8 protein-coding genes are annotated in these 14190 nt (G+C 58.3%); all 8 read right to left on the bottom strand.

The features are described from left to right. Positions 1–119: 119 nt before the first annotated feature. The gene (locus RQI55_RS18700) at positions 120–1751 is read right to left on the bottom strand and encodes an alpha-D-glucose phosphate-specific phosphoglucomutase (protein WP_243255089.1); all 1632 of its coding nucleotides are present in this window, start codon (positions 1749–1751) and stop codon (positions 120–122) included. Then, entirely contained in the window at positions 1752–3191 is a 1440-nt protein-coding gene (gene glgA / locus RQI55_RS18695) for a glycogen synthase GlgA (RefSeq protein ID WP_243255090.1), read from the bottom strand. It abuts the gene before it with no gap. A gap of 5 nt (positions 3192–3196) precedes the next feature. Then, positions 3197–4459, bottom strand: a complete 1263-nt coding sequence (gene glgC, locus RQI55_RS18690; protein WP_192067118.1) for a glucose-1-phosphate adenylyltransferase — start codon at positions 4457–4459, stop codon at positions 3197–3199. Positions 4460–4528: 69 nt separating this feature from the next. Next, entirely contained in the window at positions 4529–6736 is a 2208-nt protein-coding gene (gene glgB, locus RQI55_RS18685) for a 1,4-alpha-glucan branching protein GlgB (protein ID WP_243255091.1), read from the bottom strand. Continuing rightward, positions 6736–9198: a glycogen/starch/alpha-glucan phosphorylase gene (locus tag RQI55_RS18680; RefSeq protein ID WP_042617605.1), complete on the bottom strand. Its 2463-nt coding sequence runs from the start codon at positions 9196–9198 to the stop codon at positions 6736–6738. The genes glgB and RQI55_RS18680 overlap by 1 nt, the downstream gene beginning before the upstream one ends. Before the next feature lie 225 nt (positions 9199–9423). Beyond that, positions 9424–10713 carry a TadE/TadG family type IV pilus assembly protein gene (locus RQI55_RS18675; protein WP_311276921.1) on the bottom strand — a complete coding sequence of 430 codons (1290 nt, stop codon included), beginning with the start codon at positions 10711–10713 and terminating at the stop codon, positions 9424–9426. 183 nt (positions 10714–10896) lie between these two features. Continuing rightward, positions 10897–11778, bottom strand: a complete 882-nt coding sequence (locus RQI55_RS18670) for a transglutaminase family protein (protein WP_192067123.1) — start codon at positions 11776–11778, stop codon at positions 10897–10899. Between the two features lie 3 nt (positions 11779–11781). Next, the gene (locus RQI55_RS18665; RefSeq protein WP_409233752.1) at positions 11782–14190 is read right to left on the bottom strand and encodes a circularly permuted type 2 ATP-grasp protein; all 2409 of its coding nucleotides are present in this window, start codon (positions 14188–14190) and stop codon (positions 11782–11784) included.

Genomic DNA, 14190 nt, shown 5'->3' with positions numbered 1-14190 from the left:
GACAATCTCTAACGTCAAGATTGGGGCAATGTTGGTGCGCCCAGTTGATCTCCCCCTCAAGGGGGAGATGCCCGGCAGGGCAGAAGGGGGGAAGCCCCACCCGCTGCGCTAGCGAACCGTCAGGTAATCACAGTCGGCGCATCGCGGCCCGTATGCGTCTTGATGCCAGCAATCGTGTCGGCCACCGAGATCAGGTCGGCCAGAGCCTCCTGGGTTTCGATGTTGTGGCGGGATGCGTCTGCCTCATAGCGTTCGACGTAAAGGCGGAGAGTCGCGCCGGATGTGCCGGTGCCGGAGAGGCGGATGACGATGCGGGAGCCGCCTTCGAAGAGGATGCGGATGCCCTGGTTCTTGCTGACGGACTGATCGACCGGATCATTGTACGCAAAATCATCCGCAGCCTTGACCTTCAACGCGCCATAGGTGGTGCCGGGCAGAGTGGCCAGTTTTTCGCGAAGGATGGCGACCAGCGTGTTGGCGGCGTCGCTATCAACCTCTTCATAGTCGTGGCGCGAATAATAGTTCCGGCCATATTCGGCCCAATGCTGGGTCACGATATCCTTGACGCTTTCCTTGCGGGCGGCAACGATGTTCAACCAGAACAGTACGGCCCAGAGGCCATCCTTTTCGCGCACATGGTTGGAGCCGGTGCCGAAGCTTTCTTCGCCACAAACCGTGACCTTGCCAGCATCCAGCAGGTTGCCGAAGAATTTCCAGCCGGTTGGCGTTTCATACATGCCGATGCCGAGCTTTTCAGCGACACGGTCAGCCGCAGCACTTGTTGGCATGGAGCGGGCAATGCCGGAAATGCCGGCGGCATAGCCGGGTGCGAGCGTTGCATTGGCGGCAATGATGGCGAGGCTATCGGACGGTGTCACGAACATGCCCTTACCGACCACCATGTTGCGGTCGCCATCACCATCGGAGGCAGCGCCGAAATCAGGGCCATCGGCACTCATCACGTCGTCATACATTTCCTTGGCATGAACGAGGTTCGGGTCCGGGTGGTGGCCACCAAAATCAGGCAGTGGAATGGAGTTGCGCACGGAACCGGCGGGTGCGCCAAGGCGCTTTTCGATGATTTCAACCGCGTAAGGGCCGGTGACGGCGCTCATGCTATCAACCACGACCTTGAAGCCACCGGCGATGAGTTCGCGGATGGCTGCGAAATCGAACAGCTCTTCCATCAGGGCTGCATAATCGGCTACGGGATCGATGACCTCGACCGCCATGCCGGCAACATCATAGGTGCCGATCGTATCCAGATCCACATCGGCAGCCTGGGCGATGCGGTAGGTTTCGATGGCCTTGGTGCGGGCGAAGATGGCATCGGTAATCTTTTCCGGTGCCGGGCCGCCATTGCCGATATTGTACTTGATGCCGAAATCTTCGTTCGGGCCGCCGGGATTGTGGCTGGCTGAGAGAACGATGCCGCCGAAGGCCTTGTATTTGCGGATGATATGCGATGCGGCGGGCGTGGAGAGAATACCGCCCTGACCGACCAGAATTTTGCCGAAACCGGCAGCCGCGGCCATCTTGATGACCTTCTGCGTGACTTCGCGGTTGTAATACCGACCATCGCCACCAATCACCAGCGCCTGTCCGGCAAAGCCTTCCAGGCTGTCAAAGATCGACTGGATGAAGTTTTCCGCATAGTTTTCCTGAGCAAACACAGGCACTTTCTTGCGAAGGCCCGACGTGCCAGGCTTCTGATCCTGAAATGGTTTTGTCTGAACAGTGGTGATCGTCATTTATTGGCCTTTCGAAATGAGGTGGGCATAAAGGTCGGCATAAAGGCCTGCACTTTTTTCCCAGGAAACGTCCGATTTCATGCCCTGCTTCTGCATCTGCGTCCACAATTTTGGTTCGCGATAGAAGCGCACGGTGCGGCGAATGGCATGCCGCAAACCGTCAGCGGTGATGGAGGAGAACTGCACGCCGGTTGCGACCTTGGCAGCAATGGCGGCGTGGTTGGCATCGATAACGGTATCGTTCAGCCCGCCATTGCGGGCCACGACCGGAATGCAGCCGTAACGCAGGGCATAAAGCTGGGTGAGACCGCAGGGCTCGAAGCGCGAGGGAATGATGATGGCATCACAGCCCGCCTGCATGAGATGCGACAATGGTTCATTGTAACCGATGGCGACGCCGACGCGGCCGGGATGGCGCGAGGCGGCCGCCAGAAGCGCGCCTTCCAGCGAGATTTCACCAGCGCCCAGCACCACCAGACGGCCACCCATGGCAACGATATCGTCAACGACTTCGCTGACCAGATCAATGCCCTTCTGCCATGTGAGGCGCGAAATGACACAGAACAGCGGCCCGCCATCCTGGTCGATGCGGAAATGATTTGCCACCGCCGCCTTGTTCAGCGTTCGCAGCTTGGGGTTGGCCGAGGAATAATTGTGGTTGATCAGGTGGTCGCTTGCCGGGTCCCAGACCTCGGCATCGATGCCGTTGACGATGCCATGCATGACATGGGCGCGGCTTCTGATAACGCCCTCCAACCCCATACCGAATTCCGGCGTGAGGATCTCTTCGGCATAGGAGGGGCTAACGGTGGTGATGGCGGTTGCCGTCTGCACGCCGCCCTTCAGGAAGCTGACATCATTGTAATATTCGATGCTCTCGGTGCTGAAGGCATGCGCGGGAAGACCGAGCTGGCTGAAGATATTGGCACCGAACTGCCCCTGAAAGGCGATGTTGTGGATGGTGAGGATGCTCGGAATTTCCGGCGTCTCGGCATAGCGCATATAGACCGGTGCCATGGCGGCCTGCCAGTCATGGGCGTGTAGAAGGTCCGGTGTCCAGCCCGGCAGCTTGCTAGCGGCGATCTCGGCTGCCGCTAGAGACAGTGCCGCAAAACGTTTCCAGTTATCTGCAAAATCCTTGCCCGTGGAATCGAGGTAGGGACCGGCGAGGCGATCATAATAGGCGGGCGCATCGAGGATGAGAAGGTCAAGACCTTCGTGATGGGCTTCCAGAATATCGGCATGTTCGCCGAGCAGCTCCATCTCGGCGATCTTGACGGCATCGGTCACCGCTGCCTTCACCGCCGGATAACCGGGAATGAGTGTGCGGGTGGTGACGCCGAATTTATTCAGGGTGATGGGAAGCGCGCCGGCAACATCTGCGAGCCCCCCTGTCTTGATGAGTGGATAAACTTCGGATGCAACCGAAAGAACTTTCATGAGGTCTACAGATCCAGCTTGTCGATCATCGATTGGGTTATCAGGCAAATGCCGCTATCTGTGCGGCGGAAGCGCTTTCCATCCAGTTCCGGGTCCTCGCCAACGATCAATCCTTCCGGAATGACCACGCCATGGTCGATCACCACATTGCTGAGCTGCGCGTGGCGACCGATCTTTACACTCGGCAGTACTACGGCATTCTCAAGGCGTGAGTATGAATTGGCCCTGACACCTGTGAACAACAGGCTTCGGTTGAGAGACGAGCCGGAGATGATGCAGTCACCCGCCACAACGGACGAGGTGGCGGAGCCGCGGCGCTTGTCATCGTCATGGACGAATTTGGCGGGCGGCAGAATTTCCGCATAGGTCCAGATCGGCCAGGACTTGTCGTAGATATCCAGATCCGGGACGATGTCCGTCAGGTCGATATTGGCCTGCCAGTAGGCATCGATGGTGCCGACATCGCGCCAATAGGGTTCGTGCTCGAAATCTGACCGCACGCAGGATGCCGCGAAGCGGTGCGCGACGGCTTTGCCGTGCTCGACGATATGGGGAATGATATCCTTGCCAAAATCGCGGCTGGAATTTGGATCGGCGGCATCGCGGCGCAGACAATCCATCAGGAACTTCGTGTGGAACACGTAAATGCCCATGGAAGCGAGCGCCATGTCCTCATTGCCGGGAATGCCCGGTGGGTCAGCAGGCTTTTCGATGAAGGCGATGATTTCGTCTTTTTCATTCACATGCATGACGCCGAAGCCGGTGGCTTCCATGCGCGGAACTTCAAGGCAACCGATGGTAACATCTGCGCCTGAATCCACATGCTGCTGCAGCATGTATTCATAGTCCATCTTGTAAATATGGTCGCCCGCCAGAATGACCATATATTCCGGGCCGTGGGATTCGATGATGTCAATATTCTGAAAGACCGCGTCGGCGGTGCCTTCATACCACTGCGTTTCCGACACGCGCTGGGAGGCGGGTAGAATGTCGAAGCTTTCATTGCGTTCCGGGCGGAAAAAGTCCCAGCCGCGCTGAAGGTGGCGGATCAGCGAGTGCGCCTTGTACTGTGTGGCTACACCAATGCGGCGAATGCCGGAATTGAGCGCATTGGACAGCGCGAAATCGATAATGCGCGCCTTTCCGCCGAAATAAACGGCAGGCTTGGCGCGGCGATCCGTCAGTTCTTTCAGGCGGCTGCCACGGCCACCGGCGAGCACGTAAGCCATCGCATCGCGCGCCAGCGGCTGAATTCTTTTCTCACTCATAGCAATCCTCCCATAAAATTCCGTATGTTCCCACGATATAAGGGCGTCGATTTTGTGTTCGACGCCTTTTTAGTTTTCGAGCTCCAGCATGATGACGGCCAGCGGCGGCAATGTCAGTGTTGCGCCAATTGTGCCGCCTGCATCCACAGCCTGAACGCGTCCGCCATTGCCCTTGCCAGTGCCGCCATAAATCTCAGCATCGGTGTTGAGCACTTCCCGCCAGCGACCGGCTATTGGCAACGGCACGTAGAAATTCTCCCGGTACACAGGCGTCAGGTTGGAGATTACGGCGACAGGCTTTTCGCCCGGTCCCAGACGCAGCCACGCCAGAACCGAATTTTCGTGGTCATCGGCAATCAGCCACTGGAAGCCTTCCGGCTCGCAATCGCGCGCATGCAGCGCACCCTTGGAGCGGTACATGAAGTTCAGGTCGCGCACGAGGCGGCGCATGCCCTCATGCATATGATATTGCAGCAGGTTCCAGTCGAGCGAGGACTTCTCGCTCCACTCACTCCATTGCGCAAATTCCTGGCCCATGAACAGCAGCTTCTTGCCGGGATACCCCCACATGAAAGCATAATAGGCGCGAAGATTGGCGAATTTTTGCCAGTCATCGCCCGGCATCTTGGCAATCATCGAGCCCTTGCCGTGGACGACTTCGTCATGCGAAATCGGCAGCACGAAGTTCTCGCTGAACGCATAGAGCAGGCCGAAGCTGAGTTCCTGATGGTGGAACTTGCGGTGGACAGGCTCGCGCTGGAAGTAGCTCAGCGTGTCGTGCATGAAGCCCATGTTCCACTTGAAGCCGAAGCCAAGCCCGCCTTCGTGCACTGGCTGTGAGACCTTCGGCCAGGAGGTGGATTCCTCGGCAATGGTCATGACGCCGGGATGATGTCCGTAGATCAGCGTGTTCATCTGCTGCAGGAAACGCACGGATTCGAGGTTTTCGCGCCCGCCATATTCGTTGGGAACCCACTCGCCTTCCTTGCGGGAATAATCGAGATAAAGCATCGAAGCGACTGCATCGACGCGCAGGCCATCGATGTGGAATTTCTCGGCCCAATAGAGCGCGTTGTTGACGAGGTAGGACATGACCTCGAGGCGACCGAAATTGTAGATCGCGGTGTTCCAGTCCGGGTGAAAGCCCTGACGCGGATCGGCATGTTCGTAAAGTGCGGTGCCATCGAACCATTTCAGGCCGTGCTCATCTACCGGGAAATGCGCAGGAACCCAGTCGAGCAGAACGCCGATGCCGACCTTGTGCGCGCCGTTGACAAAGCGGGCAAAGCCTTCCGGCTCTCCGAAACGTGCGGTGGGCGCATAGAGACCGGTGGTCTGGTAACCCCAGGACGGATCATAGGGATGTTCTGAAATCGGCATGAACTCGATATGGGTAAAGCCCATGTCGGCACAGTAAGGGATCAGTCGTGCGGCCAGCTCATCCCAGGTTAGAAACTCGCCGTTTTCACCAAGCTGCCAGGATGAGGCGTGGACCTCATAAATGCTGATGGGCTGGCGGCGCTGATCGACGCTGGCCCAGTGCTTGCGGTGTGCATCGTCGCTCCATTCCTGAACCAGTTCCGGCGTGGTGACGGATGCGTTCTTTGGGCGAAGCTCGGCGCGGCGGGCATAGGGGTCCGCTTTGAGTGGCAGCAGATCGCCATGCGGGCCGATGATTTCAAACTTGTAGCTGCAACCGGCATAGACGTCTGGCGCAAAGATTTCCCAGATGCCGGTGTCCTTGCGGAAGCGCATGACGTGGCGGCGGCCATCCCAATTGTTGAAATCTCCCACCACTGAAACGCGCCGGGCATTGGGTGCCCAGACGGCAAAATGAAAGCCTTCGACGCCTTCAAGCTTGAGAGGATGCGCGCCCATCTTATCAAACAGACGCAGATGCGAGCCTTCGCGCACCAGATAATCATCCATGGGACCGAGAACCGGGCCGAAGCTGTAAGGATCCGTCACCGCCCATTCCGCATCGTCGCGCAGCGCGCGGTAACGGATGGGCTGGCGTTTTGACAGGGTGATGGGGCCTTCGAAGAAGCCGTCTGGATCGGTGCGGACAAGCGTGCCCGCAACGTTGCCGTCCAGTGTCATGACGGTGATTTCTTCCGCGCCGGGGATGAAACAGCGCGCCACAAAGCCGTCCGGTGCCTGGTGGACACCCAGAACGGCAAAGGGGTTGGAATGCAAACCGCTCTTGATTGCCTCGATCTCAGCCTTAGCGATAGTGCCAGTCTTTTTCTCTTCGGCAGCATTGAGCGGTTTTTTCATCAGGCTCTCCAGATTTCGGACGCATATTGCCGGATTGTCCGGTCGGACGAGAACCAGCCCATGCGCGCCGTATTGTGCACGGTTTTTTCGTACCAGCTCTTGGGATCGCTCCAGATCGTATCGACGTCACGCTGTGCCTGGGCGTAAGCGTCGAAATCTGCGGCGACCATGAACCAGTCATTGTTGTAGATGCCGTCCATTAGCCCAGCAAAGCGCGAGGGGTCATCCGGCGAGAAGACGCCCGATGCGATGGAGGACAGGGCTTGTGACAGTTCGGCGGAATTTTCGATGATGGCGCGTGGATTGTGTCCATCGGAGCGGGCCTTGGAGACCTCTTCCGCCGTCTTGCCGAAGATCATGATGTTGTCTGCTCCGACATGTTCGAGCATTTCGACGTTTGCACCATCCAACGTGCCGATTGTAAGCGCGCCATTCAGACCAAATTTCATGTTGCCGGTGCCGGATGCTTCCATGCCAGCCGTGGAGATCTGTTCGGACAGATCAGCCGCCGGAACCATGATTTCCGCAAGAGACACGTTATAATTTGGAATGAAAACCACCTTCAGAAGACCGCGAACCGCCGGGTCGTTGTTGATGACACGCGCGATATCATTGGCGAGCTTAATGATAAGCTTTGCATTGTGATAACTTGGCGCGGCCTTACCAGCAAAGAACTTAACGCGCGGCACCCAATCCAGTTCCGGGCGCGAGCGAATTTGATCGTAAAGGGCGACGGCTTCCACGAGGTTTAGAAGCTGACGCTTATATTCGTGGATGCGCTTGATCTGGATATCGAACATGGCCGATGGATCAAGGCGGATGCCCATGCGCTGCGCGACCAGATTGGCGAGGCGCACCTTGTTCTGACGCTTGATCTGCGCAAACTTCTCGCGGAAGCCGGCATCGTCAGCAAAGGGGTCGAGGGCAACGAGCTTTTCCGCATCGTCCAGAAAATCATCGCCGATGGACTGGCGGATGAGGTCGGTCAGGCCGGGGTTGCACTGCATCAGCCAGCGGCGTGGGGTAATGCCGTTGGTCTTGTTGTTGATGCGGTTTGGATAGAGCATGTGAAGGTCGGAAAACACCGTTTCCTTCATCAGTTCCGTGTGAAGGGCCGACACGCCGTTGATGGAATGCGAGCCGATAAAGGCGAGATTGCCCATGCGCACGCGCCGTTCTCCACCTTCCTCGATGAGCGAGATGGAGCGGATCTGCTGGTCCACCAGCTTCTTTTCCTTGCGGGCAAAGACCAGCGTCTGGGCATTGATCGCGTAGATGATCTGCATGTGGCGCGGCAATAGGCGCTCCAGCAAGGGCACGGGCCAGCTTTCCAGCGCTTCGGGCAACAGCGTGTGGTTGGTGTAGGAGAATGTGCCCTGCGTGAGCTTCCACGCCTCATCGAAATCCAGCCCATGCACGTCGCACAGAAGGCGCATCATTTCGGCGATGGAAATGGCCGGATGCGTATCGTTGAGCTGGATCGAGACCTTGTCCGGCAGGTTGGTGAAATCAGGATATTGCTGCAAGTGGCGGCGCAGGATGTCCTGTAGGGATGCCGACGAGAAGAAATATTCCTGGCGCAGGCGCAGTTCCTGTCCCGCCGGGTTGGCATCGGCAGGGTAGAGAACGCGGGTGAGCGACTCGGCCTTGTTGCTTTCGCGCAGCGCGCCGATGTGATCGCCCGCATTGAAGGCGGCAAGCAGGATCGGGTCGATGGGCTGTGCCGACCAGAGCCGCAGCGTGTTGACGCGCGTGCCGCGCCAGCCGACGACCGGCGTGTCGAAGGCGGTTGCAATCATGCGCTCGGATGGCTTCCAGACGAACCGCTCAGGGTCTTCATATCCACCGACGGTTTCGACGCCACCGCCAAAGCCGATTTCATAGGAGCTTTCGCGGCGCTCGAACTCCCATGGGTTGCCGTGGGCAAGCCATGTCTCAGGCAATTCCACCTGCCAGCCATCGGCCATCTGCTGGCGGAAAAGGCCGTGAACGTAGCGAATGCCATATCCGTAAGCCGGAATATCGACGGTTGCCATGGATTCCATGAAGCAGGCGGCGAGGCGGCCAAGACCACCATTGCCCAGCGCCGCATCCGGTTCCAGGCCGGCAATGACGTCATACTCGACACCAAGCGAGGTCAGCGCTTCCTTGATCTGGCCCATCAATCCGAGGTTGGAGATGGCGTCGCGCATCAGGCGACCAATCAGAAACTCCAGCGACAGATAATAAACGCGCTTGGAATCATGCTGGTAAGCCTTGCGGGTGGATTCCATCCACTTGTCGATGACGCGGTCGCGGATGACGAGAATGGTGGCTGTCAGCCAGTCATGCGGCTTTGCGACCTTGACGTCCTTACCGATGCGGTAGGTCAGTCGCTCAATGATTTCGGAAGCAAGAACTTCCGGTTCGGAGCTGCGCGGGGCGGGGCGGGGAAGATCGTTTGTTTCGAGTTTATTGATCATTGGTCGGTCAGCACCTTGTTGGGAGGATAGTGTCTGATTCTGTCGATCGGCGCGGCTGTCGTGGTTGCAATTTATGCACCGATACGCGGTCGTGGCAACAGCCGTTTTGTCGGAAACGTGAATGACTTAGAGAGTTAAGACATGCTTATAAACGCCGTGTGAAAACAATAAAAAACCACGCAAACCGGCGTGGTTTGCGTGGTGTATCAGAGGACAGTTAAAACTTTAGTTTGTAAGGCGGCTGACGTTTCCTGCGGCTTTCTTGGCGATATCGCCAAAGGCCGCGACAATCTCTTCCATATTCTCGGGCGCGTAGTAGTTGTCGATGCTTGTGGCGCAGGCCTGAAGCAGAGACTTGCCCTTGTCCGGCGCCATGAAAGCAACCGTATATATCTTGATGTCATCTGCCTTGGCTCGGGCGCAGGTGGTTCGCACAGCATTGTCTACGAAAGAAGACCAGTTTGCGCTGTTGCCGGTCATTTCACCGTCCGTCATCAGCACGATGATCCGCTGGAAAGACTCGTTTCCGGATTCTTTATGGGCGTTGGCTTCTGCCGGATTGGACGATTTTAGTGCTTCAAAGGCGGCGCTGAGCGCCCCGCTTGCGTCGGTGCCGCCCGTTGCCGAGAGCGCATTAACGTAGCCGCCCGATCTCTTGGTGCCCCAGTCCAGGCCCTGCGTTGGCGATGCCTTGTCATTGTAAGCGATGGCGCTTGTTCTGACCAATTGGGACGCAGGATTTCCATTGGATTTATAGGTGGGGTCGGATGTGTTGAGAGTCTCGACGAGAAAGCTGACAGCCGTCTTGAGCGAGGTGATCTTGTCAACGTAGCAGGGGCGGGTGCTCCGCATCGGGTTCGGCCAGTTGGCCGCATCATAGTTGGAGCAACTGTATTTGCTCTTGTCGACGGTGTCGGTTTTGAACGCCATGGATCCCGAGCGATCTAGGACAAGATACATGGACAGCGGCGCGCCATTGTTGAAACTGCTTTGCGATGTGCTGGTGGCGCTGAGCGTGATCGATTTTGCGCCGATGAATTCCAGCATCGGATTGAGCGGCATCTGGTAATTGATGGTGGTGGAAACCTTGAAGCCGGTGCCCTTATCCGTCTTGAACCGGGATGTGGCGGTTCCGATTGCCACGCCAGCCGCCTTCTTTTCCACGTCGCTCAGCGCATTTGCTGCGAGTGCCGGGTCGAGCATTTTTTTGTCATCGTCACTCAATTCCTGCGCAAATTCAGAGGCGCTGAGAAATCTGGTCACTTCGGTCTTGAGCTCTTCATCGCTCTTTTCGCCGGCGGATTCGCGGAATTTCGTGGCAGCGGCAAGTGTTGCTGCGTCGGCGGCATTCTGCATATCGGATTTGACCTGAAGGGCTCTGGTGAGCTCAAGCCCGGCGCCCGCCACGCCCATCAGAAAGGGCAGCGTCAAGGCTGTCATGATTGCAAAGTTACCCTGCCGGTCGCGCAACAGAGCGCCCAGACGTGTCTTCATTCCAGCCCTGTTGAACATCATGTCCACCTGTTCAATTGTAACCCTTGTGAGAGGTCTACAGGCGGGTAATGTAGATTTTCCTAACGTTACGTCAGCAATTTTACGGAATGCTCGAAACGGCACATTTTTCTATTGAAAAACAGGGAGATGCGCCAAGCTGGCGCAGCGCGCTGTGCCATTTCGAGGCAGAGCTGTGCGTCTTGTCTATTCCTTTACGGGAATGACGTCGACGGCCTGCGTTGCCTGCTGGTTTCCGTAGCTTTTCAAGACACCGATGACGGGGGCGACATCGGAGTAGTCGCGACCGTAACCCACCACGATGTGGTCATTGCCTGCGACGATGTCATTGGTCGGGTCCAGCTCGATATAGCCTGTCGTTTCGCCGCACCACACGCGCACCCAGGCATGCATGGCGTCTGCGCCCTCCAGCCGCTCCTTGCCCGGTGGTGGGGTGGTGCGCAAAAAGCCGCTGACATAGCCTGCGGGAATACCGAGGCTGCGCAGCGCCGAAATCATGATATGCGAGAAATCCTGACAGACGCCGCGTTTCAGTTTGAAGGCTTGAGCGGGGGTTGTATCGACGGTGGTTGCCTCGCCGTCATATTTGAAATCCTTGTAGATGCGTTTGCAGAGCGCCAGTGCAATATCACGGATGGTCATGTCAGGCGTGATGATTTCGCGCGCATAGGCGGCAATCGCTGCGTCTTCGCCGATGCGCGGGCTGAAGCCTGCGAGATGATGCGGGGACTGCGCATCAAGCGACCAGACGGTCGCCAGTTCCCGTGGCAATCGCGACAGTGTCGGCGAGAAATCCGCCGGTAGTGACGCACTTTCGACCGAAACGCGGGCCTGCATGCGAATATCCAGCTTATCGTGCGGTGCGCGCAGAAAGACCGAGGTCGCGCTTTGCTCGAAAAAGTCGTTGAATGCGGTGCGCTCTTCCGGCGTGGGGGACACGCTGAGCGATCCGGCGATCAGCCGTTGCCGTCCGGGGATGGACAGGGGCATGACGCGAATGATGTGGCGCGCACCGGATGCCAGCGTATCGTAGAGATAGCCCATGTGCAGATTGAGATCGTAAAGCATGGATTATCCGAGATATGTCTGGGCCAGAAGGTCCGAAAGATGTTCGAGATCCTGCTCCAGCTGCCGGAAGACAGCGGGCGACAGGTTTTCCGGCGTCAGTACGGCAAGCCCTGAATGAATGCGCATGACTTCGCGGTAGAAGGGCGACATCTGGCCGTTCACGAAGGCATTGGGCAGCTGCTCGACCTCGGTGCGGATCTCGTTGAGCTGGAACAGGATGGAGCGCGGATTGAGCGGATCAAGGCCGAGCAGGTCCATCACCGTCAGCGCGGCGGTGTTGACATTGTAGCGGCGGCGATGGGTCATGACGCTATCGCCGATTTCCAGCAGCATGTCATAGGACCCGTCAGGCGCATCCGGCCCGCTCATATGGCCGAGAAGCCGTGTGAGATGCAGCCCGCGCTCCAGATAACGGCCGATGGAGAGGAACCGCCAGCCGGTGAAGCGGTACATGTTTTCATGCACCAGACCGGCAAAGCCAGCCAGCTTGCGCAACAGCACCGTCATGGCGTGGGTTGCGTCATCACCGGCTGCGACCTTGCTCTGGAAGCGGCGTGCGGTTTTGGCGAGATCGTTCAATGCCAACCAGCCATCCGGCGAGAAGCGGTCGCGGATATTGCTGGCGGAATAGATCGCGCTGTTGAGATTGGCGATGAGGCTTGCCGGAACGGCGACCTCGACATCGATATCGATGGTTTCGAGATATTCGGTGACGTGGGCCAGCAGCGGCTGCTTCGGGTCTGCCGACTCGGCAAAGCGGGCATGCCATGCGCGCAGAATGCGCAGCGCACCTTCGGCCCGCTCGATATAACGGCCAAGCCAGAAGAGATTGTCTGCCGCACGGCTGGGCAAGCTGCCCGGCATGTTGCGGATAAAGTCTTCTTCGGCGGGAAGAAGCGTTGTTCGTTCCACCGGCTTATTCGAGACGATCCACACATCGGCAGCGCTGCCGCCAGCCTGCATGGCAATGGCCGCCGTATCATTGCTGCGACCGATGCGGGCGAAGCCGCCCGGCATGACCTGCCAGCCATCCTGCGTGCGGGCTGCAAAAACGCGCAGGCTCATGGGGCGCGGCACCAGCTTGCCATCGACATAGGCCGGTGTGGTGGACAGCGTTACTGCTTCCTGGCCCACCAGCTTGTTGCCATCGCTCGCCAGCCAGTCGCCGATGGAATCTTTTGCCGTTTCGCGCAGCGACGAGCCGAGAACCGACTGGCCGTTATCATCAAAGAAGGGCAGGCGCGAATAGGCCGGGCCGATGACCATGCGCTCTATATTGCGCGCCACATGTTCCCGCTCGGAAGGCTGGCCGCACCACCATGTCGCAATGGAAGGCATGGCGAGGTCTTCGCCCAGCATGTTTCGGCAGATAGCAGGCAGGAAGGCCAGCAGTGCACGGGTTTCCAGAATGCCGGAGCCGAGCGCATTGACGATGCTGAGCGAGCCGGACCGCAGCGCCTGCACCATGCCGGGCGTGCCGATATGGGAGTTCTGATCCAGCTCCAGCGGATCTGTATAGGAAGCATCAAGCCGCCGCCACAACACGCCGATGGGTTTGAGGCCCGCCACTGTGCGCACCATGACGCGGTTGTTGACAACCGTCAGGTCTTCGCCTTCCAGCAGCATGAAGCCGAGATAGCGGGCGATATAGGCGTGTTCGAAATAGGTTTCGCTGGCAGGTCCGGGCGTTAGAACCGCAATGCGCTCATCCGGGTGCTGGCGGTGGGATTGCAGCGTATCGCGAAACCCGCCGAAGAAGGATGCGAGGCGATGGACGTGGGATTCGGCATAGATATCGGAAAAGGCGCGGGTGGTGGCGACGCGGTTTTCCAGCGCAAAGCCTGCACCCGAAGGGGCCTGCGTGCGATCTGCCAGCACCCACCAGTTACCATCAGGTCCGCGACCGATTTCGAACGAGCAGAAATGCAGGTAGTGGCCATTTGCCGGTTTGACGCCCGCCATGGCGCGCAGATATTCCGGGTTGGAGGCGATGAGCGCAGGGGGCACATAGCCCTGCTGCACCAGCCGGTTCTCGCCATAGAAATCGGCAACGACGCTTTCCAGCAGATTGGCGCGCTGGACAATGCCGCGCGTGACAGCCTCCCATTCCTTCTCATCGATGAGGACGGGAATGTGTGAGATCGGCCAGTTGCGTTCGCTGTTCCCTTGCGCGCTGTAGTCACGGTAAAACACACCGGCATCGCGCAGGTAACGGTCTGTGCGGGCAAAACGCTCATGCAACTCGCGTTCGCTCATATGCGACAGCGCATTGACGAATGTCTGCCAGACCGGGCGAATGCGACCGTTTATATCGAGCATCTCATCGGCAATGCCGGGCAAGGACTCGTAGCCCAGCATGGTTTCCATGCCGGGCTTTGTCTCTATCCGTTGTCTTGCCGGTGTCTTTGCCAA

Origin of the sequence: Rhizobium sp. WCS2018Hpa-16 (genome assembly GCF_031843705.1) — a bacterium.
Taxonomy (GTDB): domain Bacteria; phylum Pseudomonadota; class Alphaproteobacteria; order Rhizobiales; family Rhizobiaceae; genus Agrobacterium; species Agrobacterium tumefaciens_C.
The sequence above is the reverse complement of the archived record's forward strand: the minus strand, read 5'-3'. Positions and strand labels throughout refer to the sequence as shown.

Excerpts from the sequence above, each read along its gene's own strand:
- RQI55_RS18700 (WP_243255089.1), bottom strand. The coding sequence starts at position 1,751 with ATGACGATCACCACTGTTCAGACAAAACCATTTCAGGATCAGAAGCCT.
- glgA (WP_243255090.1), bottom strand. The coding sequence starts at position 3,191 with ATGAAAGTTCTTTCGGTTGCATCCGAAGTTTATCCACTCATCAAGACA.
- glgC (WP_192067118.1), bottom strand. The coding sequence starts at position 4,459 with ATGAGTGAGAAAAGAATTCAGCCGCTGGCGCGCGATGCGATGGCTTAC.
- glgB (WP_243255091.1), bottom strand. The coding sequence starts at position 6,736 with ATGAAAAAACCGCTCAATGCTGCCGAAGAGAAAAAGACTGGCACTATC.
- RQI55_RS18680 (WP_042617605.1), bottom strand. The coding sequence starts at position 9,198 with ATGATCAATAAACTCGAAACAAACGATCTTCCCCGCCCCGCCCCGCGC.
- RQI55_RS18675 (WP_311276921.1), bottom strand. The coding sequence starts at position 10,713 with ATGATGTTCAACAGGGCTGGAATGAAGACACGTCTGGGCGCTCTGTTG.
- RQI55_RS18670 (WP_192067123.1), bottom strand. The coding sequence starts at position 11,778 with ATGCTTTACGATCTCAATCTGCACATGGGCTATCTCTACGATACGCTG.